Annotated in this window: 18 protein-coding genes and 1 riboswitch; of the genes, 9 read left to right on the forward strand and 9 right to left on the reverse strand. The window is 66.8% G+C overall.

From position 1 onward, the window contains the following. The first annotated feature begins 137 nt into the window (after nucleotides 1–137). From RT655_RS05345 to RT655_RS05360, 4 genes are all read left to right on the forward strand, one after another. Nucleotides 138–1454, forward strand: a complete 1317-nt coding sequence (locus tag RT655_RS05345; protein ID WP_313535364.1) for a UDP-glucose/GDP-mannose dehydrogenase family protein — start codon at nucleotides 138–140, stop codon at nucleotides 1452–1454. Nucleotides 1455–1555: 101 nt separating this feature from the next. Then, nucleotides 1556–2494 (forward strand): sulfate adenylyltransferase subunit CysD, encoded by a 939-nt coding sequence (gene cysD / locus RT655_RS05350; RefSeq protein WP_313535365.1) that lies wholly within the window; start codon nucleotides 1556–1558, stop codon nucleotides 2492–2494. Further along, a complete protein-coding gene (gene cysN / locus RT655_RS05355; protein ID WP_313535366.1) occupies nucleotides 2494–4407 on the forward strand; it encodes a sulfate adenylyltransferase subunit CysN in 1914 nt (637 codons plus the stop codon). The genes cysD and cysN overlap by 1 nt, the downstream gene beginning before the upstream one ends. Then, entirely contained in the window at nucleotides 4389–5123 is a 735-nt protein-coding gene (locus RT655_RS05360) for a 3'(2'),5'-bisphosphate nucleotidase CysQ (protein ID WP_313535367.1), read from the forward strand. The genes cysN and RT655_RS05360 overlap by 19 nt, the downstream gene beginning before the upstream one ends. A 298-nt stretch (nucleotides 5124–5421) precedes the next feature. On the opposite strand, the gene RT655_RS05365 is transcribed toward RT655_RS05360, so the two are convergent. Then, on the reverse strand, nucleotides 5422–8199 hold the full coding sequence (locus tag RT655_RS05365; RefSeq protein ID WP_313535368.1) for a TonB-dependent receptor: 2778 nt from the start codon (nucleotides 8197–8199) through the stop codon (nucleotides 5422–5424). Between the two features lie 232 nt (nucleotides 8200–8431). Between RT655_RS05365 and RT655_RS05370 the strand changes: the two genes are divergently transcribed. Both RT655_RS05370 and RT655_RS05375 read left to right on the forward strand, forming a co-directional pair. Next, nucleotides 8432–9649, forward strand: coding sequence for a histidine-type phosphatase (locus RT655_RS05370; protein ID WP_313535369.1), 1218 nt, complete (start codon nucleotides 8432–8434; stop codon nucleotides 9647–9649). 59 nt (nucleotides 9650–9708) lie between these two features. Further along, nucleotides 9709–10086, forward strand: a complete 378-nt coding sequence (locus RT655_RS05375; protein WP_313535370.1) for a hypothetical protein — start codon at nucleotides 9709–9711, stop codon at nucleotides 10084–10086. Between the two features lie 107 nt (nucleotides 10087–10193). On the opposite strand, the gene RT655_RS05380 is transcribed toward RT655_RS05375, so the two are convergent. The 3 genes from RT655_RS05380 to glmS all read right to left on the reverse strand — a co-directional run bounded on the left by RT655_RS05380 (nucleotide 10194) and on the right by glmS (nucleotide 14170). Beyond that, on the reverse strand, nucleotides 10194–11363 hold the full coding sequence (locus RT655_RS05380; protein WP_313535371.1) for a glycosyltransferase: 1170 nt from the start codon (nucleotides 11361–11363) through the stop codon (nucleotides 10194–10196). Beyond that, a complete protein-coding gene (locus tag RT655_RS05385) occupies nucleotides 11363–12139 on the reverse strand; it encodes a DUF2334 domain-containing protein (RefSeq protein WP_313535372.1) in 777 nt (258 codons plus the stop codon). The genes RT655_RS05380 and RT655_RS05385 overlap by 1 nt, the downstream gene beginning before the upstream one ends. Nucleotides 12140–12346: 207 nt before the next feature. Continuing rightward, a complete protein-coding gene (gene glmS / locus RT655_RS05390) occupies nucleotides 12347–14170 on the reverse strand; it encodes a glutamine--fructose-6-phosphate transaminase (isomerizing) (RefSeq protein WP_313535373.1) in 1824 nt (607 codons plus the stop codon). Between the two features lie 162 nt (nucleotides 14171–14332). On the opposite strand from glmS, the gene RT655_RS05395 reads away from it, so the two are divergent. Further along, nucleotides 14333–15085 (forward strand): hypothetical protein, encoded by a 753-nt coding sequence (locus RT655_RS05395; RefSeq protein ID WP_313535374.1) that lies wholly within the window; start codon nucleotides 14333–14335, stop codon nucleotides 15083–15085. Between the two features lie 16 nt (nucleotides 15086–15101). On the opposite strand, the gene RT655_RS05400 is transcribed toward RT655_RS05395, so the two are convergent. After that, nucleotides 15102–15413: a hypothetical protein gene (locus tag RT655_RS05400; RefSeq protein WP_313535375.1), complete on the reverse strand. Its 312-nt coding sequence runs from the start codon at nucleotides 15411–15413 to the stop codon at nucleotides 15102–15104. After that, the gene (gene glmU / locus RT655_RS05405) at nucleotides 15410–16762 is read right to left on the reverse strand and encodes a bifunctional UDP-N-acetylglucosamine diphosphorylase/glucosamine-1-phosphate N-acetyltransferase GlmU (RefSeq protein WP_313535377.1); all 1353 of its coding nucleotides are present in this window, start codon (nucleotides 16760–16762) and stop codon (nucleotides 15410–15412) included. Before glmU ends, RT655_RS05400 begins: the two co-directional genes overlap by 4 nt. A gap of 83 nt (nucleotides 16763–16845) precedes the next feature. On the opposite strand from glmU, the gene RT655_RS05410 reads away from it, so the two are divergent. Continuing rightward, nucleotides 16846–17523 carry an HAD-IA family hydrolase gene (locus tag RT655_RS05410; protein ID WP_313535378.1) on the forward strand — a complete coding sequence of 226 codons (678 nt, stop codon included), beginning with the start codon at nucleotides 16846–16848 and terminating at the stop codon, nucleotides 17521–17523. Nucleotides 17524–17550: 27 nt separating this feature from the next. Further along, a riboswitch (glycine riboswitch) is annotated at nucleotides 17551–17641 on the forward strand. 102 nt (nucleotides 17642–17743) lie between these two features. Then, nucleotides 17744–19129 (forward strand): L-serine ammonia-lyase, encoded by a 1386-nt coding sequence (locus tag RT655_RS05415; RefSeq protein WP_313535379.1) that lies wholly within the window; start codon nucleotides 17744–17746, stop codon nucleotides 19127–19129. A 6-nt stretch (nucleotides 19130–19135) separates the two neighbouring features. Here the strand turns inward: RT655_RS05415 and RT655_RS05420 are convergent, their stop codons facing one another. The 3 genes from RT655_RS05420 to RT655_RS05430 all read right to left on the reverse strand — a co-directional run bounded on the left by RT655_RS05420 (nucleotide 19136) and on the right by RT655_RS05430 (nucleotide 25329). Continuing rightward, complete coding sequence (locus RT655_RS05420; RefSeq protein ID WP_313535380.1) at nucleotides 19136–20446, reverse strand: dienelactone hydrolase; 1311 nt, start codon at nucleotides 20444–20446, stop codon at nucleotides 19136–19138. Between the two features lie 59 nt (nucleotides 20447–20505). Next, nucleotides 20506–22794: a TonB-dependent receptor gene (locus RT655_RS05425; RefSeq protein WP_313535381.1), complete on the reverse strand. Its 2289-nt coding sequence runs from the start codon at nucleotides 22792–22794 to the stop codon at nucleotides 20506–20508. 243 nt (nucleotides 22795–23037) lie between these two features. Beyond that, complete coding sequence (locus RT655_RS05430; RefSeq protein ID WP_313535382.1) at nucleotides 23038–25329, reverse strand: TonB-dependent receptor; 2292 nt, start codon at nucleotides 25327–25329, stop codon at nucleotides 23038–23040. Nucleotides 25330–25524: the final 195 nt, after the last annotated feature.

Genomic DNA, 25524 nt, shown 5'->3' on the forward strand with positions numbered 1-25524 from the left:
TGCCTCCGCAGGCCTTTTTCTTTTGCAGCCAACAGCCTGACGCAATTGCTGCACTGCGGTGGGTTGCGGTGGCGGCAGGTTCGGTTAAGAGCCTTGGCTGACCGCTGGAAACAGCACTCTCGGCACAGGGGAAAATCGTGCGCATTGCGATGATCGGCACGGGCTATGTGGGCCTGGTATCTGGAGCCTGCTTCTCGGACTTCGGCCATGAAGTCATCTGCGTGGACAAGGACGCGCGGAAGATCGAGCTGCTCCACCAGAATGTGATGCCCATCTACGAGCCGGGCCTGGACGCGCTGGTTGCCAGCAACGTCAAGGCGGGCCGCCTTTCCTTCACCACCGATCTCGCCGAGGGCGTCAAGGACGCGGACGCGGTATTCATCGCCGTCGGCACGCCAAGCCGCCGCGGCGACGGCCATGCCGATCTTTCCTATGTCTTTGCTGCAGCGCGGGAAATCGCCGAAAACCTCACGAAGCCCAGCGTGATCGTCACCAAGTCGACCGTGCCGGTGGGCACCGGTGACGAGGTCGAGCGGATCATCGCCGAGGTCGCCCCGAACAGCGGCGCCAAGGTCGTCTCGAACCCCGAATTCCTGCGCGAGGGCGCGGCGATCGAGGACTTCAAGCGCCCGGACCGCGTTGTCGTCGGCACCGATGACGAATTCGCCCGCCAGGTGATGCGCGAGATCTATCGTCCGCTGTCGCTCAACCAGTCGGCGCCGGTGCTGTTCACCGGCCGCCGCACCTCCGAGCTGATCAAGTACGCCGCCAACGCCTTCCTCGCGGTGAAGATCACCTTCATCAACGAGATCGCGGACCTGTGCGAGCAGGTGGGCGCGGACGTGCAGGAAGTGTCGCGCGGCATCGGCATGGACAATCGCATCGGCGGCAAGTTCCTCCACGCCGGCCCCGGCTATGGCGGCTCGTGCTTCCCCAAGGACACGCTGGCGCTGATGAAGACCGCGGCCGACAACGAGACGCCGCTGCGCATCGTGGAAGCCACCGTGCAGGTGAACGATGCCCGCAAGCGCGCGATGGGCCGCAAGGTCATCAAGGCGATGGGCGGTGACGTGCGCGGCAAGACCGTCGGCATCCTCGGCCTGACCTTCAAGCCGAACACCGACGACATGCGCGATGCGCCTAGCCTGTCGATCATCGCCGCGCTGCAGGATGCCGGCGCGACGGTGAAGGCCTATGACCCCGAGGGCGTCGAGCAGGCCAGCAAGATGCTGAGCGACGTCGAGTTCGTCGCGAATCCCTACGCGGCGGCGGAAGGCTCCGACGCGCTGGTGATCGTAACCGAGTGGGATGCGTTCCGCGCGCTCGACCTCACCCGCATCAAGAACAGCCTCAACAGCCCGGTCCTCGTCGACCTGCGCAACATCTACCCACCGGCCGAGCTCGAGCGCGCCGGCCTGCAGTATACCGGCGTCGGTAAGCCGAGCCACGACTGAACCGCTGCCCGCCCCCGCCGCAGGATCGGCCGGGGGCGGGTATGCCGCGCTAAACATTTACTAGATCGCACTGGCCCCTAGGGCTTTTTACATGCCCTTCCATGCTGCAAACGAGCACCATGGATTCCGCCAACGCATCGCCCGCGCCGCTGACCCATCTTCAGCGGCTCGAGGCAGAGAGCATCCACATCCTGCGCGAAGTCGTCGCCGAGGCCGAGCGACCGTTGATGCTCTATTCGATCGGCAAGGACAGCGCGGTGATGCTCCACCTCGCGCGCAAGGCCTTCTATCCGGCGCCCCCGCCCTTCCCGCTGCTCCATGTCGACACGACCTGGAAGTTCAAGGCGATGTACGAACTGCGCGAGCGCTCGGCGGCGGCAGCGGGTATGGAGCTCCTGGTCCACCAGAACCCCGAGGCCATCGCTCGGGGCATCAACCCATTTGACCATGGCGGCCTTCACACCGATTTGTGGAAGACCGAGGGGCTCAAGCAGGCGCTCGACAAATATGGCTTTGACGCGGCATTCGGCGGCGCGCGGCGCGACGAGGAGAAGAGCCGCGCCAAGGAGCGCATCTTCAGTTTCCGCACCGCATCGCACCGCTGGGACCCCAAGAACCAGCGCCCCGAACTGTGGCGGCTCTACAATGCCCGCAAGGCGAAGGGCGAGAGCATCCGCGTCTTCCCGCTCTCCAACTGGACCGAGCTCGACATCTGGCAGTACATCCTGGCCGAGAATATCGAGATCGTGCCGCTCTATTTCGCCGCGCCGCGCCCGACGGTGGAGCGCGACGGCATGCTGCTGATGGTCGATGACGAACGCTTCCGGCTGAACCCCGGCGAAGTGCCGGTCGAACGCTCGATCCGTTTCCGCACGCTCGGCTGCTACCCACTCACCGGCGCAGTGGAGAGCACGGCGGACACGCTGGAAACGGTGATCCAGGAAATGCTGCTCACCACCACCAGCGAGCGCCAGGGCCGCGCGATCGACCACGACCAGGCTGCCAGCATGGAGAAGAAGAAGCAGGAGGGCTATTTCTGATGACGGCCTATCGCCCCGACGCGCTGATCGCTTCCGACATCTCCGCCTATCTCGAGCTGCACCAGCGCAAGTCGCTGCTGCGCTTTCTTACCTGCGGCTCGGTCGACGACGGCAAGTCAACGCTGATCGGCCGGTTGCTCTACGATTCGAAGCAGATCTTCGAGGACCAGCTTTCCGCACTGGAGAATGACTCCAAGCGCGTCGGCACGCAGGGCCAGGCGATCGACTTCGCGCTGCTGGTCGACGGCCTCGCCGCCGAGCGCGAGCAGGGCATCACCATCGACGTCGCCTATCGCTTCTTCGCCACCGAGAAGCGCAAGTTCATCGTCGCCGATACCCCCGGCCACGAGCAGTATACCCGCAACATGGTCACCGGCGCCTCGACCGCCGACCTTGCGGTGATCCTGATCGATGCGCGCAAGGGCGTGCTCACCCAAACCAAGCGCCACAGCTTCCTCGCCCACCTGCTCGGCATCCGGCATCTGGTAGTCGCGGTGAACAAGATGGACCTGGTCGACTATGACCAGGCGGTGTTCGACCGGATCGTCGATGCCTATGCCGAGTTCGCCCAGTCGATCGGCATCCAGGATTTCACCGCGATCCCGATCTCGGGCTTCCAGGGCGACAATGTCACCACGCGCAGCGAGGCGATGCCCTGGTTCACCGGCCCGGTTCTGCTCGATCACCTCGAAAGCGTCGAGGTCGACGCCGACATCGATCGCATCAAGCCGTTCCGCATGCCGGTGCAATGGGTCAACCGGCCGAATCTCGACTTTCGCGGCTTTGCCGGGATGATCTCCAGCGGCACGATCCGACCGGGCGACCCGGTGCGCATCCTGCCCTCGGGACGCACCAGCACCGTCGCGCGCATCGTCGCGATGGGCGGGGACAAGGAAGTGGCCGTTGCGGGGGAATCGATTACGCTAACCCTCGCCGACGAAGTCGATTGCTCGCGCGGCGACGTGATCGCCACCGCCGACGCCCCCCCGCAGGCCGCCGACCAGTTCAAGGCGACGCTCGTCTGGATGGACCCGGCCGAGCTGCTGCCCGGCCGTGCCTATTGGCTCAAGCTCGGCACCCAGACGGTCAGCGCAGTGATCCGCGCGCCGGAATATGCGATCGACGTCAACACCATGGCGCGCGCGCCCGCCAAGACGCTGGCGCTCAACGATATCGGCGTGGCCGAGGTAGTCACCGATCGCGCCATTGTGTTCGAGCCCTATGCCGAGAGCCACGATCTCGGCGGCTTCATCCTGATCGACAAGCTGACCAACGCCACGGTGGGCGCCGGCATGCTCGATTTCGCGCTGCGCCGGGCGCAGAACGTCCATTGGCAGGCGGTGGAGATCACGCGCGAGGCGCATGCCCAGCAAAAGGGCCAGCAGCCGCGCCTCCTGTGGTTCACCGGCCTGTCGGGCTCGGGCAAGTCGACCATCGCCAATCTGGTCGAGAAGAAGCTGCACGCGCTCGGCAAGCACAGCTTCCTGCTCGACGGCGACAATATCCGCCACGGTCTCAACCGCGATCTCGGCTTCCGCGACCAGGACCGGGTGGAAAATATCCGTCGCATCGGCGAAGTTGCCAAGCTGATGACCGATGCCGGCCTGATCGTGCTCACCGCCTTCATCTCGCCCTTCCGAGCGGAGCGGGCGATGGTGCGCTCGCTGCTGCCCGAGGGCGAGTTCTTCGAGATCTTCGTCGACACCCCGATCGAGGAGGCGGAGCGCCGCGACGTGAAGGGGCTCTACAAGAAGGCGCGTGCCGGCGAGATCGCTAATTTCACTGGTATCTCCAGCCCGTATGAGCCGCCGCTGGCCCCCGAGATTCGCATCGACACCAGCCGCACCACGCCCGAGGAAGCGGCCGAACAGATCGTCGAGGCGATCATGGGCGTATGGAGTCCGATGCTGTGAACGACGCCCAACTCGCCCATGCCATTGCCGAGGAAGCCGGCGCGCTGCTTCTCCGCATCCAAGGCGAATGCGCCGGCGGCGCGCGGGGGGACAAGGAGGCGAACGCGCTGATCCTCGATCGGCTGCGCGGAGCGCGGCCCGACGACGCGATTCTCTCCGAAGAATCCGCCGACGATCCCGTCCGCCTGGGCCGGAGCCGGGTGTGGATCATCGACCCACTCGACGGCACCCGCGAATTCGCCGAGCGTCGCGAGGACTGGGCGGTGCATGTCGCATTGGCGGTCGATGGCGAACCGGCCGTCGGTGCCGTCGCCCTGCCCCGGCTTGGGCTGACGCTCGCCAGCGATACGCCGCCCGCGCTCGCCACGCCGCAGCAGCCGCCGCGCATGCTGGTCAGCCGCACCCGCGCCAGCCAGCTCTGCGCCGAGGTCGGCAGTTCGATCGGCGCGCGGCATGTCGGCATGGGTTCGGCCGGCGCCAAGGCGATGGCGGTGGTCCGCGGCGAGGCGGAAATCTACCTCCATTCGGGCGGCCAGCATCAGTGGGACAATTGTGCGCCGGTCGCGGTCGCACTCGCGGCGGGGCTGCACGCCTCGCGCATCGACGGCAGCCCGATCGTCTACAACCGGGCAAGCACCAGCGTGCCCGATCTGCTGATCTGCAGGCGCGAATGGGCAGCACCCGTGCTCGCGGCGGTAGCCGACTGCAATCGTTAGTTTTGTTGAGAAAGCGTTACGGAAAAACCCGGATCGGACTCCCCCCGAATGGTCCCAGCCGGCCGGCGCGGCTATCTAGAGGGCACGCGAACGGCAGCGCTTCCCCCCGCTCCCTTCGCCAGTAACCGCGTATTGGCCAGCCCTGAACTGACGCAGGGCACGCCTGTTTGGAACAAGTCGGCGCACCCACGAACCGATCCCCCCAGTGGACGCGCCGACTTGTTTTCCGTGTACGAGAGAACTGCTTGCGCATGACAGGCCGGTCCGCTTCCCTCCCTTGGCGGACCGGCCTTTTTGTTCAGAACGCGTAGGACAGGTTGAGCATGTAGGTGCGGCCCACTTCGACATAGCCGCCCTTGCGATCCACCGACAGCAGCGCCTTGCCGACCCCTGCCGTCGCCCAATAGCTGTGCGAGTCTAGCAGGTTCTGCACCGACACGCCGGCGGTGAGACGCTGGTTCACCGTGTAGCTGAGGATCGCGTTCATCGTGGAGACCGGCTGGATATAGGTGTCCGGCTGAGACGAGCGCAGGTCGTACAGCTTGTTGCCGGTATAGGCGTAGTTCAGCGCGGCGTTGAACCCGCCATGCACCCAGAACAACTCCGTGTTGAACATCACCTGCGGTGCCTGCGGCATGCGCTGGCGACGATAGCCGTTCGAGACGTAGACGGTCGCATCGGCACGCTGCAGCGTCACGTTGCCCTGGAAGCCCAGGCCATCCAGCATTCCCGGCAGCCCCTTCAGGCTATAGCGGGCGAACAGTTCCACGCCGTAGACGCTGCCCTTGCCGCTGGTGTCGAGCGTCTCGATCTCGACACCGTCGGGCGAGAGTTGGCTGTTGGGCGAGGTCCACACGTTGAGATCGCCGGTCGCATTGGTCGAGCCGGTCGAGAACATCACATGGTTGAGGCGCTTATAGTAGAGCGACGCCGAGAACAGGTCGGTACCCGCGCCCTTGTGCTCGATCGAGGTATCGACGTTCCACGCCTCGACCGCATCGAGATTGGGGTTCGGCACAAAGATCGAGGTGATCTTCCCGCTGTCGTCGCGCGAGACGCTGGTCGGCCCGAGCAGCAGGTCGAATGCCGGGCGCGAATAGCTCTTGCGCACCGAGAAGCGGTACACGGTGTTCTCGCCCGGACGGTAGGAGGCGATCAGGCTCGGCAGCCACTCGTCATAGCTGCGGGCGCTCGTGGTGAAGCCCGAAGTCGCGCCGTTGTCCTGCCAGTAACGGCCCTGGAACCAGTTGTGCTCGTAGCGCAAGCCCGGGGTGATCGTCAGGCCGCCGAACGCGAAGTTGACGAGCGCATAGCCGCTGGCGCGATGCTCCTTGCCGTCCAGCCGGTTCTGTTCGAGCAGCACCGGATCGATGCCCGCGAGCTTCGACAGCGACAGCTTGGCGTTCTGCGCCTCGATCCAGGCATGATCGGGGATGTAGAACGGCACCTGCACGCCGTTCATGAAGCCGTTCAGCCGCTTGCCCGGCACCGACGTGAGCTTGGTGATGTTCGGATCGGTGGCGGTGAAGTCATATTCGAGCGCGCCGTCGTCGCCGAGGCTGTTCGAATAGCGCTTCGAGGCTTCGTACTTGCCGCCCGCCTGGATCGAGGAGAGCCCGCGATCGCCGAACTTCCAGGTGCCGTCGAGCCGGCCCTCGAGCTTCGATTCCCACGAATCCTCGAACTGCGCGGTGGTGTAGGCCTGGGAGAAATTGTCGAGGTTGGTGATCGTGTTGCGGGCATCGTCGGTCAGCACCACCTGCGGGTTGATGCGATCGGCCAGGCCGGTGATCAGCTTGTAGGTCGCGGGGCCGGTGGCGTTGGTGCCGATATAGGTCGGGCTGCCCCACTTGGCCTGGATGCGCAGCGGATAGCTGGTCGCGCCGCGCGAGTAGGCGCCGTCATAGTCGAGCGTCAGGTCGCCCAGCCGGCTCTCGCCGCCGATCTTGGTGCTGAACAGTCGCTGGTTGCTGTGCTCGGTGCGGAAATAGTTGGTGCCGCCCAGGCCGTATAGCGCCAGATAGCCGGCGCTGTCATAGTTGGAGCCGAGCTTGTTGCCGGCGTTGGGATTGGTCTGGCCGGCGGTGAGCCCCACGCTGCGCGCGGCGGTCTGGTCCATCCAGTTCTTCAGGCGATATTCGCCGTACGTGGTGCGGGCGTAGAGATCGGTGCCGTCACCCTTCCATTCCAGGTTCACGGTGCCACCGAAGCGCTCGATCTTGTTCTGGAAGATGTTCCACTCGACGCCGACCGGCACCGCATTGCCGAGGTTGTCGCGCACCGCACCCGGCACATTGCCGTTCTGCTTGGTGTAATCCTTGTGGATCGCAACCGACTCGCTGAAGACGTTCTTCTTGCCGTAATAGCCCGACGCATAGATGCCAAAATTGCCGAACTGCTGGGCGGTTTCGAGCGCGATCGTGCCGCCCCACGGATCCTGGTCGCGGGCGGCGGCGCGGCCGGCGATCTGGCCCTGCGCGCGGATCTGGAAATGGTGCGCGCCGAAATCGAAAGGCGAGGCCGTGCGCAGGTCGATCACGCCGGCGATCGCGTCGCCGTCCTGCGCCGCGGTCGGCGCCTTGTCGACGCGAACTTCGGAGAGCGCGAAGGGCGACAGTAGGTTCATCGAGATGGCGCGGGTGCGCGCATCGGTCTGCGCCAGGCGGACGCCGTCGAGCTCATAGGCGTTGTACGCGGTGTCGAGGCCGCGGATCGAGAGATACTGCGCCTCGCCCGTCGAGGCGGCGTTGCGCGACTGGTCGACCGAAGAGCTGACGCCCGGCAGGCGGGTGAGCAGGTCCGCCAAATTCTGCTGCGGCTGCGCGCGCAGTTCCTCGCCCGAGACGATGGTGACGAGCGAGGCGTTCTTCACCTGCTCGTCCTGCACCGTCTTGATCGCCGCGCGCTGGCCGGTCACGACGATGGTGTCGCCGTCGCGCGTCTGATCGTCGGTATCCGATGCCGATGCCGCGACGGTGTCCTCGCGCGGCGTGGCGGCCCATGCCTGGCCCTGTGCGATGAGTGCGACCATGCCCCCGCCCAGGAGCAGCGCGGTGCGCTTGTTCCAGTGTCCCATTGGTTATGTCCTTCGCTGGATATTGGCGCCAGCCTGTTCCGGCTGGTCGCCGCCGCCGCTAGCCTGAACTGAGGGCAAAACGACGTAGCGTCCGTGGCAATCTCAATGCCTTGAGATGACAGATTTGCTGCAACGCAGCACAAACTGTGGAAATCGTGTGCGTAATACCAATTATTAAATTGGTATTCTTTTTCGTCACACAGCTTTCATGCGGGCCGGGTAGCGTCGCCCGATGATCACGGTTCCTTTCGCGCGCCCGGCCGCGCTTGCCGCACTTGCCTTGCTCCCCGCCCTCGCGCAGGCGACGCCGCCCAAGCCTCCGCAGGTCGAGCGGCTGTTGCTGCTGATGCGCCACGGCGTGCGCGCGCCGCTCGACGGCGAGGTGCCGCCCGCCACGCGCACCGGCCAGCCCTGGCCGCGCTGGAATGCACCGGCCGAGCAGATGACGCCGCACGGCGCCGCGGCGCTGCGCGCGCTCGCCAAGGCCGACCGGCGCTGGTTCGTCGCCGCCGGGCTGGTCGCCATGAAGGGCTGCCCCGATCCTGCCGCGCTCCGGCTCTGGACCAACAGCGCGTCGCGCACGATCGCGAGCGGCGAGGCCTATGTGGCGGGCTTCGCGCCCGGCTGCCAGGTGGCGGTGGGCCACAAGCCCGAAGGCACCAACGACCCGATCTTCGAGCCGCTGGGCGCGCACCCCGCCGCCTTCGACGCCAACCGCGCGGCGGAATCGATTCTCCGCTACACCGGCGGCGCCGAGGCGCTGACCCGCCGCCATGCCGAAGGGCTCACGCTGCTGGAGCAGGTGCTCGCCTGCCCGGCGGCACCGTGCAGCCCTGTGGAACCGTCTTCGGTTCGCGCCAGCGAGAACGGCCGCGGGATCGACCTCAAGGGCCCGATCCGCGCCGCCTCGGGCACCGCGCAGGTGCTGATGCTGCAATATCTCGAAGGCATGCCGCTCGCGCAGGTCGGCTGGGGCCGCGCGACGCCGGCGCGGCTGGAGGCGCTTGGCGCGGTCCATGGCGCACTGTTCGACGTGTTCAGCCGCCCGCCCTATATGGCCGCTTTTCAGATGGCGCCGACGGTCGACCGCATCACGGCGGACCTCACCACCGCCGCCGCGCCCAAGCTGGACATGCTGATCGGCCACGACACCAATGTCGCGGCGCTGGCGGCGGTGCTGGGTGTGCCGGTCAAGGCACCGGGCTTCGCGACCAACGATCCCGCGCCGGGCGGCGGCATCGCCATCGCGCTCGTCCGGGCGCCGAACGGCCGGCAGGCAGTCCGCCTCTGGTACCGCAGCCAAAGCGCCACCGACATGCGCGCCGCCCGCGACCGCACCGTTTGGACCCCACTGCGGCTGCAGGGCTGTGACGAAGGCGCCGAGCATCGCTGTGCGCTGCCGGCGTTCCTGAAGCGACTGGAGGCGGCGACGGCGGCTGCGCGAAAGTGAGTGGAAGTGTCCGCTCGCGCCCAGCAGCGGGCGCTTAGCGGATGTGCTCCATTGCTCCGATGCGCAACACGACGCATGCGACAATCACGTTTGCCACATTGGCCGCAATGTCGGCCCTCGGCGCTTGTAATCGGCCCGTTTCCGATACCGAGCAACTCAGGACGATCCGGGCCGAGGCGCAGATGCTGATGAAAGCGCACGCGCCGATACCGCCGAGCAAATGGCTAGAAATCCCGAAGGGGCAATGGCCGACCGCTATCTCAAAGCTTCATCCTCAGGCTGTCACGGTTCACTCGTGGGGAGTCGATATCATGACGAAGGCATATTTCGATAGCGGCTATGGATACGAGGTACCGCGCAGCAAGGCGGAGCTCCCCATGCCCGCAGCCTGTTACTCGGAACCAAGCCAAGGTGTGTTCTGGCATGGCCCGTGCTGATGGCAGCTAGCTACCCAGGTGCCGACATTCCAACGCCGACCCTGCACCAGACGACCGTCAGGCTCCCGTGCGCAGTGCGATGGTGAACTGACCTTCTGAACCGGCCCTCACGCCGCGCGCGAGTACGCCATCGCCTGGTAGCTGGCGAACAGTTCCTCGAAATGCTGGTCCATCGTCCGCGTGCTTGGCGCGTCGGCGGTGGCGCGCATGCGGTGGAACATCGGCGTCGTGTCGACGAACTGGGTCAGCGCATCGCGCAGCAACACCGGGTCGGCCGACCGGTACAGCATCCCCTGCCCCTCGACGAACTGGTCCGCCGCGCCGCCCTCGTCGGGCACGATCAGCGGCAGACCGCTCGCCCGCGCCTCGGCCGCGACCATGCAGAAGGTTTCCGCCTCGCAGCCATGGACCAGCGCGTCGGCGCTCGCCAGCACGCGGGCGAGCTGCTGGCGGTTGCTGGTCGGCTCGAACAGCTGGGCGTGCGGGTTGCGGCCGATCGCGGTGATGACCTTGGCGCGCGCGGTGCCGGTACCGATCAGGACCAGCCCCATGGGATGCCGCCCCGCCGCCGCCTCGGCCGCCTCGATCACCATCGGCCAGCGCTTTTCCGCCGCGAGCCGGCCGACGCCGATCAGCAGCGTCGCGTCGGGTCCGAGGCCACAGCTTGCGAGCAATTCGGCGCGGAGAGACTCGTCGCGCAGCGTCGGGCTGAAATAGCCGGGCTCGACACCCATGGGGATCGTCTTCACCTTGCTCAGCCCGCCCTCGACCAGCCGGCGCGCGAGCCCCTGCCCCGCGGTCACCACCTGGTCGAACCCGTCGTCGAGCCGGCGCAGATGTTGCCAGAAGGAGGAGAAGCCCTTGTCGATCGTCTCACGGTTGGCGATCGTGCCGAACCAGCGATAGGCATAGGCGGCCAGCGGATCGGCGTGCATCACCAGCGCGCGCGCCGCCGATCCCTGCCAGCGCGCGACCATCGAGGCGCTGCGCCACGGCGAGGAGGCCTCGACGAAATCGGGCCGCCAGCGGTTCAGCGCGGCGTGCAGCGCCGGCTCGTCGTCGAAATAGCGGTAGCGGCGATCCAGCGGCAGCAACGGCGCCGGGATCGTCGCCAGGATCGCGCCGTCGCGCTCCTCGACGATCTCCTCGCGCTCGCCGGGGGCAAGGACGATGATCTCGTGGCCCAGCTTGGCGCCGAGTTCCATCTTGCGACGGACATAGGTCTTCACGCCGCCGCCATAGGGGCTGTAAAAGGCGCAGACGTCGAGGATGCGCATCAATGCGTCTCCAGCAATTCGCGATATTGGCCGAAGCGGCCGCCCTTGGTCAGCGCACCGAGCGTCTTGTCGATGCTCGTCAGCAGCGCCGGCACGGTGACATCCCCCGGATGCACGCCGAGCCGCATGGCGGGACGCCGCGGGAGCAGCGTGCGGGCAAGCGCCGCTACCGCAAGCGACGAGGCGATGCGGCTCTTGCTGCGGCTGGCCCAGGTGATCACCGGACCCTTTGCGAGCACGCGATCCGCTTGCCCTGGCGCCCAGACGCGGAAATGATCCTCGGCCAGCGCGAAATCGAGATCGCGCAACGCCTCGCGCGCGCCGTCGCCATAGAGCCACGCCGGGGCGATGAACCCCGTGACCGGGCGGCCGATGATATCCTCCACCAGTGTGCGGCCGCGCACCATCCGGTCGCGCGCGGTGGCATAATCGAGGCCGAGGAACTCGCCCTCGCCCGCGGTCATGTGCTTGGCCTTGAACCGCGCGCCGGCCGAGGCGTGTTCGGACACGTCCTTGTGGAACCAGCCGTGCAGGAACATCTCGATGCCCGACTCTGCCCAGCCGCGCAGTCGCGTTGCGAAGGGGCTGCCGGGCACGAGCGGCGCCGCGCCCCAATGATCCGGCACCACCAGCATCGCATAGCGGGGCGCGCCGATATGCTTCAGGAACAGCTCGGAAAGCTGGTCCACCGCACCCTCGGAACGGGGCCCGACATCATGGATCGATGCGAGCAGGCTGGGGCCTCGGGGCCCTTGGAGGCGGGTAGTTGCGGTCATTCAATCGTTCTTTGCTGCAGGTGCGAGCGATATAGACCGCCGGAACTGGGCGGCAAGCGGGCCGAATTTCGTCTTTTTTGAACGCTTGATATCTAAAGCGTTAGACGATGTGGCTGGCAGCGATCCGCAGCCAGCCTGCCATATTTTCTTGCCGGAAGCCAGCCTCGCCGCCACCGCGTCCCCCCGCTTGCGCGGGAGGCCATGCTGCTACTCCACCGTCACCGACTTGGCGAGGTTGCGCGGCTGGTCGACATCGGTGCCCTTGGCGACGGCGACATGATAGGCGAGCAGCTGCACCGGCACCGCATAGACCAGCGGGGCGATCAGCGGGTGGACCTTGGGCATGGTGATGGTGGCGATACAGCCGTCACCCGCTGCCTGGATGCCGTCATAGTCGGAGATCAGCACCACCTTGCCGCCGCGCGCCTGCACTTCCTGCATATTGCTGACGGTCTTGTCGAACAGCGGGCCCGAGGGCGCGATCACGATCACCGGCACGGCATCGTCGATCAGCGCGATCGGCCCGTGCTTCATCTCGCCGGCGGCATAGCCCTCAGCATGGATGTAGCTGATTTCCTTGAGCTTCAGCGCGCCTTCCAGCGCCAGCGGATAATCGGTGCCGCGACCGAGATACAGCACGTCGCGCGCGGCCGCGATCACCCCCGCCATCGCCTGGATCGATTCATCATAGGCAAGCGCGGCGTTGAGCGAGGCCGGAGCTTCCGCCAGATGGCGCACGATGCGACGCTCCTCGGCCTCGTCGAGCTTGCCCTTGGCAATCGCGAGATTGGCTGCCAGCGCGGCGAGCACGGCCAGCTGGCAGGTGAACGCCTTGGTCGAGGCGACGCCGATCTCCGGGCCCGCATGGGTCGGCAGCAGCAGGTCCGCCTCGCGCGCCATCGAGCTGGTGGGCACGTTGACCACGGCGGCGATCTTCTGCCCCTCGCTGCGGGCGTGGCGAAGCGCGGCGAGCGTGTCCGCCGTCTCGCCCGACTGGCTGATCACGATCATCAGCCCGCCGTCTTCCATCACCGGCGCGCGGTAGCGGAATTCGGAGGCAACATCGATGTCGACCGGCACGCGAGCGAACTGCTCGAACCAGTATTTCGCCACCATGCCGGCATAGAAGCTGGTGCCGCAGGCGACGATGGTGACGCGCTTGATCGCCGAGAGATCGAAGTCGGGGATCGGCAGCGTGATCTTCTCCTCCATGCGCTGGAGGTAGGAGCGCAGCGTCTGCGCCACGACGATCGGCTGCTCGTAGATCTCCTTCAGCATGTAATGCCGATGGTTGCCCTTGGAGATCAGCTCGCCGGTGACGCCCGAGATGGTGATCGGCCGCTCGACGGGGTTGTTGTCCTTGTCGAAGATCTCCGCGCCATCCTTCGTGATGACGACCCAGTCGCCCTCTTCCAGATAGGCGATACGCTGGGTGAGCGGCGCCAGCGCCAGCGCGTCGGAACCGAGATAGGTCTCGCCGTCGCCATAGCCGACAACCAGCGGCGAGCCGAGCCGCGCGCCGATCAGCAGGTCCGGATGCTGGCGGAACAGGATGGCGAGCGCGAAAGCGCCGTGGAGGCGCGGCAGCACCTCGCGCACCGCCTCCGCGGGGGCCATGCCGGCCTCGACCTTCTCGCTCACCAGATGCGCGACCACTTCGGTGTCCGTCTCGCTGGTGAAGGTGCGGCCGCGGGCGGTGAGTTCCTCCCGCAGTGCCTTGAAATTCTCGATGATGCCGTTGTGGACGAGGGCCACTTCGCGGGTGGCGTGCGGGTGGGCGTTGTTGGTCGTCGGGCCGCCATGCGTCGCCCAGCGGGTGTGCGCGATGCCGGTGGTGCCGGGCAGCGGGTTGGCGGCGAGTTCCTTGCCGAGATTGACCAGCTTGCCCGAGGCGCGGCGGCGCTCGATCTTGCCGTCTACATCCGTCGCGATGCCGGCCGAATCATAGCCGCGATATTCCAGGCGCTTGAGACCCTCGAACAGACGCTCTGCGACGTCTTCCTTGCCCACGATTCCAACGATTCCGCACATGGCATCCGTCCTCCTGCCCCTGCCCTAGCGCGGGTGGGCGGCCGCGCCTAGACGCGCTTTGGTTGCGACAAGCTGAACGGCCGTCCGGCTCCCAAACGCCGAGCGCGGCGTTTCGCGTTGTCCGAAGCACCGCGCCTGCCGCTGCAAGAAAGAGGTCGATCCATGCTCCGTCGAAACGCTGCCCTGCTCGCGTTGCTGTTGCCGCTGGCCGCCTGCGGTACCTCCGATCCCGCCGCCGCCCCGACAAACGGCACGGCGCAAGGCAGCCAGGCGCAGCCCCGCAGCGAGACGGCCGCCACCGTGATCCCGAAGCCCAGCCCGTCGGCGACGCTGGCGGCACTGGAACCGCGCAGCTGCGACGCGGAGATCGGCAAGGCAGCCGCCGCACAGCGGGTGCATGTCTGCCGCAACGTCTCCCCGGCGACGCATCCGCCCTGCAACGCCGCCAACAGCTGCGCGATGATCGAGGACGAGATCGCCCGCAGCTGCGCGCTCTTCGACGGCGACGGCCAGCCGATGCCGGGCTGCCTGGTGGATCCCACGAGCAGCCGGGCGGCGGCAGACGTGGTGCGGCGTTACTATGCCGCCATCGACGCCCGCGACTTCGGCACCGCCTGGACCCAATGGGGCGACGATGGCCGGCCCGGCCAGACCCTGGCGGCGTTCGAGAAGGGCTTCGCCCATACCCGCGCGACCAAGGTGACGATCGGTGCGCTCGGGCCGAGCGAGGGCGCGGCGGGATCGGTCTACCAGACGGTACCGGTTACCGTTGCCGCGACGCTGGACGACGGCACCGCACAACGCTTCACCGGGAGCTATGTCGTACGGCGGGTCAATGGCGTCGACGGCGCGTCGGCCTCGCAGCTGCGCTGGCACATCGAATCGGCGCAGCTGCGCCCCGCCCCCTCCAAATAGGGGCGGGCGCACCGCGTCAGTGCGGGAAGTTGGTATCGTTGAAGATTCGGGTGAACTCGGCCGGATCGGGCTCGTGCCCCTGCTCCTCGCGGAAGCGGTCGGCGCCCTTCTCCCAGACCTCGCGGATCGCACCGGCAATCCCGTCGGGGAACTGCATGCGCTGCACCACGATGCCCCGCCAGTCGCTGTCCCCGCCAAACGCTTCGCGCAGTGCGGGTTCGGCAGCCGTCAGCTGGGCATCGCTCTTCTCGTCGAGATGGCCGATCGCATCGAGCACATAGGCATCGAGCAGCTTGAGGAACGGCTTGTCGGTATAGCGGTCGGTCATTTTGCGGCCTTTCGTGCCTTCATTTTCGCACGGAAGGTCGTGGCCCAACCCTGCTTCGTCAATGTTTCCGGCCGGGTGACGGCCAGCGCATCCGCCTCGACATTGCGGGTGATCACCGATCCGGCACCGATGATCGCCCCGTCGCCGATCGCCACCGGCGCCACCAGCGCGCTGTTCGATCCGATGAACGCGCCCGCGCCGATCACCGTCTTCTGCTTCAGGAAGCCGTTGTAATTGCAGGTGATCGTGCCCGCGCCGATGTTCGCGCCGGCACCGACGCTGGCATCGCCCAGATAGGTGAGATGGTTGGCCTTGGCGCCCTTGCCGAGCACAGCGTTCTTCAGCTCGACGAAATTGCCGACATGGGAATCCGCCTCCAACACCGCGCCGGGCCGCAACCGGGCATAGGGACCGACGGTCGCGCCGCTGGCGATGGTCGCGCCCTCGATATGGCTGAACGCGCGCAGCACCACGCCGTCCGCCACCGTGACGCCTGGGCCGAACACCACGTTGGGCTCGATCGTCACGTCGCGGCCGATCTGGGTGTCATGGGCGAACCACACCGTCTCGGGGGCGATCAGCGTCGCACCCTCCACCATCGCGCGGGCGCGGCGGGCCTGCTGCCACTCGGCCTCCAGCGCCGCCAGTTCGCCGCGGCTGTTGACGCCGGTGACTTCGGTCGCGCCGGTCTCGATCACCGCGGCGACCCGGCCGTCGCCGTTCGCCAGCTCGACGATGTCGGTGAGGTAATATTCGCCGGCCGCATTCTTGTTGGTCAGCCGATCGAGCAGCGCGAACAGATCGGCGCCGCGCACCGCCATCAGCCCCGAATTGCACAGGGTGACGGCGCGCTCCTCGGCGCTCGCATCCTTGTACTCGACGATCTTCGACAGGCGATCGCCGCCCGCGACGATCAACCGGCCATAGGCGCCCGGATCGGCCGGGCGGAAGCCGAGCACCACCACGGCGGGCGCGTCGTCTCCATGCAGCCGCTCGACCATGCGCCGCATCGTCGCGGTGGTGACCAAGGGCACGTCGCCATAGAGGATCAGCACGTCGCCCTCGAAGCCTGCCAGCGCGTCCTTCGCCTGGAGCACGGCATGGCCGGTGCCGAGCTGCTCGGCCTGGTGCGCGGTCTCCGCGCCCAGCGGCGTGACTGCGGCTTCGACCTGCTCGCGCCCCGCGCCGACCACCACCACTTCGCGCGCGGCGCCCAGCGCCTTCACGCTGTCGATCAGGTGGAGCAGCATCGGCCGCCCGGCGATCGGATGGAGCACCTTGTGGGTATCGGATTTCATCCGCGTGCCCTTGCCGGCGGCGAGGATGATCGCGGCGATGGGTGCAGTCACGTGGCCAGTCTCCGGTGAAATGGGGTGCAACCCCTGCCACGCTGGACATGGCTTTTCCAGCACGATGCTGCCATGCGCACCCCATGCCCCTGCCCTTTCAGACCATCGGCTTCGATCTCGACGGCACGCTGCTCGACACCAGCGGCGATCTCGCCGCGACGCTCAACCGCGTGCTGGCAGAGGACAGCCGGCCGGCGCTGCCGCTCCACCGCATCCTGTCCATGGTCGGCCGCGGCGTGCATGCGCTGCTGGAACAGGCGGTCGCAGCAACCGGCGGCGGCGATGCGGCGGTGGTGGCGCGGCTCCACCCGCGCTTTGTCGCGACCTACGCCGCGCACAATGCCGAGCATAGCCGCCCCTATCCGGGCGTGGTCGACGCACTCGATGCGCTGGCGGCGCAGGGCATCACGCTGGCGGTGGTGACCAACAAGCCTGAAGCGCTGACCCTGCCGCTGCTTCGGGCGACGGGCCTGCTCCCCCGCTTCGCCACCGTGATCGGCGGCGACACGCTCGGCCCCGGCACCGCCAAGCCCTCGCCCGCGCCGATCCTCGAGATGGTCCGGCGCTGCGGCGGGCCGGCGGCGTTCGTCGGCGATTCGACCTATGACGTGCAGGCGGCACAGGCCGCGGGCGTGCCGGTGATCGCCTGCAGCTTCGGCTTCTCGCAGGTGCGGGTGACCACGCTCGGCGCCGAGGCGGTGATCGATTCCTATGCCGAACTCCTTCCCGCGCGTGCGGTGCTCCGCCCAATCAGCGTTTGACAGCGCGAGGCCCCACGGCGAAACACAAGCTGTCGGAAAGGGAGAGAATCCGGGAAACCGGATCGCCGAAGGAGCAACCGCCCCGGAAACTCTCAGGCAAAAGGACCTTCCGACCACCACATTCTGGAGAGTGGCGCCCCGCGCGCCCGCCGACGGGATAGCGATCTCAGGCAAACGGACAGAAGGGGCCCGCAACCGAGTGTTTCAGGAGACGGGTTCCGTGGCGACCAAAGGCGTCGGGCCAAATGCAGGGCCGATCAGCATCACCGACGTGTTCACCATCGGCATCGGGCCGTCGAGCTCGCATACTGTGGGGCCGATGCGCGCCGCGCGCGACTTCGCCGCCTGGGTGGTCGCCGACGGGCGCAGCGTCACCAAGCTGTGCTGCGAGCTGTTCGGCTCGCTGGCGCTGACCGGCAGGGGCCATGCCACCGATCGAGCGGTGGTGCTCGGTCTCGCGGGCGAGCGGCCCGAGGGCGTCGATCCCGATGCCGTCGAGCCGATGCTGACGCAGATCACCGCCGAGCGTCGCATCCTGCTGGGCGGCACCGCCCCGGTCGGATTCGATCCCGAGACCGACCTCAAGTTCCGCAAGCGCCAGTTCCTGCCCGGCCATCCCAACGGCATGAAGCTGCGCGCGACGCTGGTCGACGGCGCGGTGCTGGAACGCACATACTATTCGGTCGGCGGCGGCGCAATCCGGCGTGAGGGCGAGGACGCCGCGGCGGGTCTCTCGGCGGGCACCAACCATCCCTTCGCCAGCGCGCGCGAGATGCTGGAGCGCTGCGACGAGCTCGGGCTCGATATCGCCGGGCTGATGCTCGCCAACGAGCGCGGCTGGCGCGAGGATGCGGCGACGCTCGCCTTTGTCGACGGCATCCACGATGCGATGAACGCCTGCATGGACCGCGGCATGGCGCAGGACGGGATCCTGCCCGGCGGGCTGGAAGTCCCCCGCCGCGCGCGCAAGCTGCACCAGAAGCTGATGGCGCGCGGGCCCCGCGTCGAGCCTGCCTCGGTGCTCGAATGGGTGAGCCTTTGGGCGCTGGCGGTGAACGAGGAGAATGCCGCGGGCGGCCGCGTCGTCACCGCGCCGACCAACGGCGCGGCGGGCGTGATCCCGGCGGTGCTGCGCTATTATGAATGCTTTGTCGGCAACGCGACCCAGGCGGGCAGCCGCCGCCTGCTGCTCACCGCCGCCGCAATCGGCATCCTCTACAAACGCCAGGCCTCGATCTCGGCCGCGGAGATGGGCTGCCAGGGCGAAGTGGGCGTCGCCTGCTCGATGGCGGCTGCGGGCCTCGCCGCGGCGCTGGGCGGCAGCAACGCGCAGATCGAGAATGCTGCCGAGATCGGCATGGAGCATAATCTAGGCCTCACCTGCGATCCGATCGGTGGGCTGGTGCAGATCCCCTGCATCGAGCGCAACACGATGGGCGCGGTGAAGGCGATCAACGCGGCGATGCTCGCGCTGCACGGCGACGGCACCCACAAGGTCTCGCTCGACGCGGTGATCGAGACGATGCGCCAGACCGGCCTCGACATGCGCTCCAAGTACAAGGAGACGAGCCTCGGCGGCCTGGCGGTCAACGTCGTCGAGTGTTGAGCAGGCTCAAGGCTGGGCGGGCTTGAACTCGAAGTTCATCCCCGACACCCGGCTCGGCTGGAAGCCCTTCCAGATCGTCGCGGCCGGCGCGCCGGGGCTGAACCCGGCATAGCGGCCGCCGGGGGCGCCGACCCATTTTCCGTTGTTCGAGTTGGGCACCAGCCCGTCGATGTACGACGCCTTGGCTTCCTCGCCCTTCACATAGCGGTCGAGGAACGCGGTGATGAAGTGCGCCTGCACCGCCATCAGCCGGTCCTTGCGCCACACCGCATCCTCGAACCAGTCGAGGTCCCAAAAGCTCTCGCGCATCGCGGGCGGCGCCCCGATCAGCGCGATGCTGTGCGCCGCCTCGCGGAAGGTGAGCAGGTAGCGCGGGGCGTGGACTTCCTGCTCGAACAGCGTGCGCACGCCCGGATCATAGCCGACGACATGGTCCTGGCTGCCGACGACGAACAGCGTCGGCGCGCGGATCGCCGCGACGCCGGGCGCGGCCCAGAGCGGGGTGCCGTAGAGATTGCTGGCCGGCGAAATCGCCACCACCGCCTTGAGATCGGCGACCTTGAGGCGCTCCGCCTTCGCCGCCCCGGCCACATAGGGCGCGAGGGCACCGCGCGTCGCGCCCGCCACCGCCGGGTCGAGCGGCGCACCCGCCGCGGTGAGCACGCCGTAGCCGCCCATCGAATAGCCGATCAGCGCCGTCCGCTCGGCGTCGGCGGCGGCGAACGCCCCCTGCCCGGCCTTCGCCCGGCGCTGCGCCTCGGCGGCGACGAAGGCGATGTCGAGCGGCCGGCTGGTCAGCGGACCGGCACGCGCTGCCGGCGTTCGGATGGTGATCGGCGGATCACGGAAGGCGGGTGCGACCACGACATAGCCCTTGCTCGCCAGATTTTCGCCGAGCCAGGAGAGCACCTCGGGGGTGTTGCTATAGCCGTGCGCGAGGATCACCAGCGGGAAGCGCCCCTTGGCCGCCGCCGCTCCCGGTGTGGCGAGCCCCGGCACCTCGAAGGGCACGTCGCCCCCCTTTTCCCCCGGCAGCGCGGTGCGATAGCGGGTGCCCGCGCCCTTCGCCGCGGCGGGATACCAGAGCTTGATGGGGATGTGCCGGTCGACGATCGCGGGCTTGTCCGCGCCCTGCAGCGGATCGGCCCGGCCCGCTTCCACGAACTCAAGATCGGCGACGCCGATGCCATGGCTGCCGAGCGCGGCCAGTTCCGGCGCGTCGATGCTGGGGCGTGCCGGGGCCTGCTGCGCCTGCCCTTCGAACGCAAAAATCGCGGCTGCGCATGCTGCGGCCGCGATTCCGATTCTGCCGATCATTCGGTCCCCTCTCCTGATGGAGAGGGCGGAGGCATCGCCCCCGCCCTCCCGTGCCTGCATCAGTAATTTACACCGAAGCGCAGGCCTGCATAGCGACGGAAATCGCGCGGCAGGACCGACTGGGTAGCGATCGTTCCCGCAGGCCCGAAATTGCCGCCCGAGTTCACCAGCGCCGGGAAATACTGCTTGTCGAACAGGTTGTTGACGAACAGCGTCGCTTCCCAGCGGCGGCTATGCTCGCGCACGCCGACGCTCAGGTTGAAGATGCTGAACGCGGGCTGGAAGGTCTCCGGGTCGCGCGCTGCATAATAGACGCTTGTCTGATACTGCCAGCTGCCGACCAGCACGCCGTTCAGATTGTCGGTGAGCGCCGGGGTGTAGTCGAACGACATCGATCCCTTCCACTCCGGTGCCTGCACCGCGCGGGTGCCGGTGAGCACCTGATACTTCACCGTGCCCTGGAGCAAGCAGCCCGTCGCCGCGGTCTGCTGGGTATAGCAGGGCGCCGCCGGCCACGACGTGTACTTGGCGTCGAGATAGGTCAGGCCGCCATTGATCGTCAGGTCGCGCATCACGCGCGCTGCCGCCTCGAACTCCAGGCCCTGGGTCTTCATCTTGCCGACATTGGTCAGGCGGAAATTAGACGTGCCGTCGGCCAGCGGCTCGATCGTCTGCGCCTGCAGATCGGTGTACTCGGTGTTGAAATAGGTGACGTTGAAAGTCAGGTGCCGGTCGAAGAACTGGGTACGGAGGCCGAACTCCCAATCCTTCGAGGTTTCCGGGCGGATCGGGCCGGCAGCGGCGCGGTTCCGGTCGAACCCGCTGCTGATGTCGTAGGTCTGGCCCTTATAGCCGGTGGCATAGCTGCCGAACGCCAGGATGTCGCGCGTGGCCTGCCAGTTCAGCCCCAGCCGGTAGGTGGTGGCGTTGTCGCTGGCATGGTCGCCATAGTTGGTCGCGAGCAGCCTGTCGTTGAAGGTATATTCCACCCGCTCGTTCTGCGCGCGGCCGCCGACGGTGGCGGTCAGATGCTTGACGAACTCCCAGTCGATCTGGCCGAACGCCGCGATCTGGCGCGAGCCCGAGGTGGCGGACCAGCTGCGCACCGAAGTCGCGGGACCGCGGTAGAAGCGGCGCTCGAACGCGGCGTCGGCAAAATAGACGCCCAGCGCATAGCGGAACGCGTCCTCGCCCGGCGACAGCAGTCGAATTTCCTGGGTGAACAGACGCGACTGGAAGCGGCCATCCTGGATGTTGCGGCCGACCGCACCCGGCGCGACCGTGTCGTCCTGGTCGATATAGTCGTTCATGTGGAACTTGTCGTACGAGGTCAGGCCCAGCACCTGCATCTTGCCGACATTGATGTCGGTACGCAGGATGCCGCCGCCGCCGGCGAACTTGGTGCCCGCGCGATCGTTGTTGGCGATCTTCTGGTTCTGCGGATCGATGGTGATCCCCGGCAGCACCACATCGGTGGTCAGGCCCGGCCGGTTGAGCAGCGTCACGCCCGGAGTCATGCGGATGAAGGGGCGGCCGAAATCGGTCTTGCCGTCGACATAGTTGCCGGAGAGCGTGAAGGTCACGTCGGGCGTCGCCTTCCACTTCAGCTTGGCGCGGGTGTTCAGCGTCTCGCGGCCGTTGACGCGCTTGTTGTCAAACACGTTGAGGACGTTGCCGTCCCAGTTCGAATAGCTCGCCGAGACGACATAGCCGAGATTGTCGTTGATCGGGCCGGTGACGCTGAAATTGCCGCTATATTCGCGGTCGTCGGTCGCCAGCACATTGGCCTTCACGTGGAAGTCCTTGGTCGGCTGGGTGGTCATGATCTTGATCAGGCCGGCCGAGGCGGCCTTGCCGTACAGCGTGCTCTGCGGGCCGCGCAGCACTTCGATCATGGCGACGTCGGGAAGGTCCGAAAAAGCGCGGGCCTGGAAGGCGAGCGGCACGCCGTCGACGGTCACCGCCACCGAGGACTCGACGCCGATCGCATAGGCAAAGGTGCCGATGCCGCGCAGCGAGACATTGGCGTTGACCGGGTTTTCCGAGGGGCGGATCACCAGCGAGGGCGAGACCTTGCCGAGATCCTGGAAGTGGCGGACGCCCTGCGCCTCGAGATCGGCGGGCGTCACCACCTGCACCGCGAGGGGAACGTTCTGGATGTTCTCGAACCGCTTCTGCGCGGTGGTGGTGACGATGATCTCGCCATCGTCCTGGCCGGCGGCAGGCACAGCGGCAACCGGCGCAGTCGCGGCTGCAGGCACGTCCTCGGACGGCGCGGCAAAGGCGCTGCCGGCGAGGAACGTGGCGGCCAGCGCGCCCGCGCGTGCCGAGAGTTGGAAACCCCTCATGAAACTTGAACCCCTTGCGTAATGATATTGCTTTTCCTCTCCCAAGCGTCATGCCCGGCTCCGCACGCGTGTCGGACCTGTTTTTGTGAGAATTGTAGGATAAGTCTTTTGGCATGACCGAAAATCTCGCGAAATTCTTTGTGGTCTGGCCTGTTTCCGGATGTTGCGCGCCTGAGTCACAAACGGGAAGGGGGCGGAAGCATCGCTTCCACCCCCCCGGATGTTGCCGGCAGTGCGACGGGATCAGTAGTTCAGGCCGAAGCGGATGCCGCCATAGCGGCGGAAGTCGCGCGGCAGCACGCCCTGGGTAGCGATGGCGTTGGCCGAGTTGCCCGCGCTGCTCACGTTGAAGTTGCCCGAGGTGTTCACCAGCGACTGGAAATACTGCTTGTCGAACAGGTTGTTGACGAACAGCGTCGCTTCCCAGCGGCGCTTGTGATCGCGCACGCCGACGCTCGCATTGAAGATGCTGAACGCGGGCTGGAAGGTTTCCGGATCGCGCGCAACATAGTTCAGGCTGGAGGTATATTGCCAGCTCGCCTGGAATACGCCGTTCAGCTTCTCAGTCAGCGCAGGGGCATATTCCACGCTGGCGCTGCCCTTCCATTCCGGCGACTGGATTGCGCGGGTGCCGGTCAGGTTCTGGTACGAAGGCGAACCTGCGACGCAACCCTGCGCCGCCGTCTGCAGCGGATAGCATTGCGCCACCGGGAAGGAGGTGTAGGTCGCGTCGAGATAGGTCGCGCTGCCGTTGACCGAGAGGTCATGGGTGATCCGCGCAGCCGCCTCGAATTCGAGCCCCTTGGTGTTGAGGCCGCCCACATTGGTCAGGCGATAGTTGCTGGTACCATCGGCCAGCGTCTCGATCGACTGCGCCTGCAGGTCGGTATAGTCGGTATCGAAATAGGTGACGTTGAACGTCATGCGACGGCCGAAGAATTGCGTTCGAACACCGAACTCCTTGTCCTTCGACGTTTCCGGACGGATCGGGCCGGCGGCGGCGCGGTTGCTGTTGAAGCCGGTGGTCAGATCATAGGTCTGGCCCTTATAGCCGGTGGCATAGCTGCCGAAGAACATGATGTCGCGCGTCGCCTGATATTGCAGGCCCAGCCGATAGGTGGTGGCATCGTCGCTCGCACGGCCGGCCCAGCTGGTCGGAACGGCGAGGTTCTTGTCGAGGAAGGTGTACTTCACCCGCTCGTTCTGCGCACGGCCACCGACGGTGGCGGTCAGATTCTTGACGAATTCCCAATCGATCTGGCCGAACGCCGCGATCTGGCGCGAGCCGGAGGTCGCATACCAGTTGGCGAGCGAGAAGACCGGGCCGCGCATGAACGGCCGCTGGAAGCCGACATTGGCGTAGTAGACGCCAAGCGCATAGCGGAACGCGTCGGTGCCCGGCGACAGCAGGCGGATTTCCTGTGTGAACAGACGCGACTTGAATGCGCCGACCTGAATGTTCCGGCCATAGGCCCCCGGGGCTGCCGTATCGTCATGGTCGATATAATCGTCCATGCGGAACTTGTCGTACGAGGTCAGGCCCAGCACGTTCAGCTTGCCGATGTTGATGTCGGTGCGGAGCATCGTGCCCCAGCCCCAATATTTGGTGCCGGCGCGATCGTTGTTGGCGACCTTCTGATTGAGCGGGTCGATCGTGATGCCCGGCAGGATGACATCCGCGGTCAGGCCCGGCTGGCGGCGCAGCACCGCACCCGGCGTCATGCGGATGAACGGGCGGCCCACCGTGGTGTTGCCGTTCATATAATTCGCCGATGCGGTGAAGACGACATCCGGCGACGCCTTCCATTTCAGCTTGCCGCGGGTGCTCAGCGTCTCGCGACCGTTCACGTCCCGGCCGTCGATTACGTTGCGAACATTCCCGCCCCAGTTCGAATAGCTGGCCGAGATGACATAGCCGAGCGTGTCGTTGATCGGGCCAGTGACGCTGAAATTACCGCCATATTCGCTGTCGTCGGTAGCGAGCAGGTTCGCCTTCACGTGCAGGTCGTTGGTCGGCTGCGTGGTCATGATCTTGATCAGACCGGCCGAGGCTGCCTTGCCGTACAGCGTGCTCTGCGGGCCGCGCAGCACTTCGATCATCGCGACGTCGGGCAGATCGGTGAAGGCGCGCGCCTGGAATGCGAGCGGGACGCCGTCGACGGTCACCGCGACCGAGGATTCCACGCCGATACCGAACGCGAAGGTGCCTACGCCGCGCAGCGAGACGTTCGAGTTCACGGGGTTTTCGGCGGTGCGAACGGTCAGCGACGGCGCGACCTTGCCGAGATCCTGGAAGTGGCGGACGCCCTGCGCCTCAAGCTGTGCCGGCGTGACGACCTGCACCGCGAGCGGCACATTCTGGATGTTCTCGAAGCGCTTCTGCGCGGTAGTCGTGACGATTATCTCGCCATCATCCTTCACCGGCGCTGCAGCCTGCGCCGGCACCGGCGCCGCGGCCGGATCACGATGTTCTTCCGCCCCGTTCGCGTGCGCGGCGCTGCCGAGGAACGATGCGGCGAACGCAAGCGTGCACAACGGAAACTGATAACCCCTCATCAATCATTTCCCTTTGGAAGGTGAACCTTCCTCTCCCGCACGCCGGTATACTCTTTGGCCACCGGTCGCTCTGTCCTGACAATTGTAGGAGCAACGGGATAATTCCCAAATTTGCTTGGCGATTATCGCCAATCGCTACCAAGAAAGGTCGCAAGGTGTGCCGCACTAGTCACA

The organism is Sphingomonas sp., from assembly GCF_032114135.1.
Taxonomy (GTDB): domain Bacteria; phylum Pseudomonadota; class Alphaproteobacteria; order Sphingomonadales; family Sphingomonadaceae; genus Sphingomonas.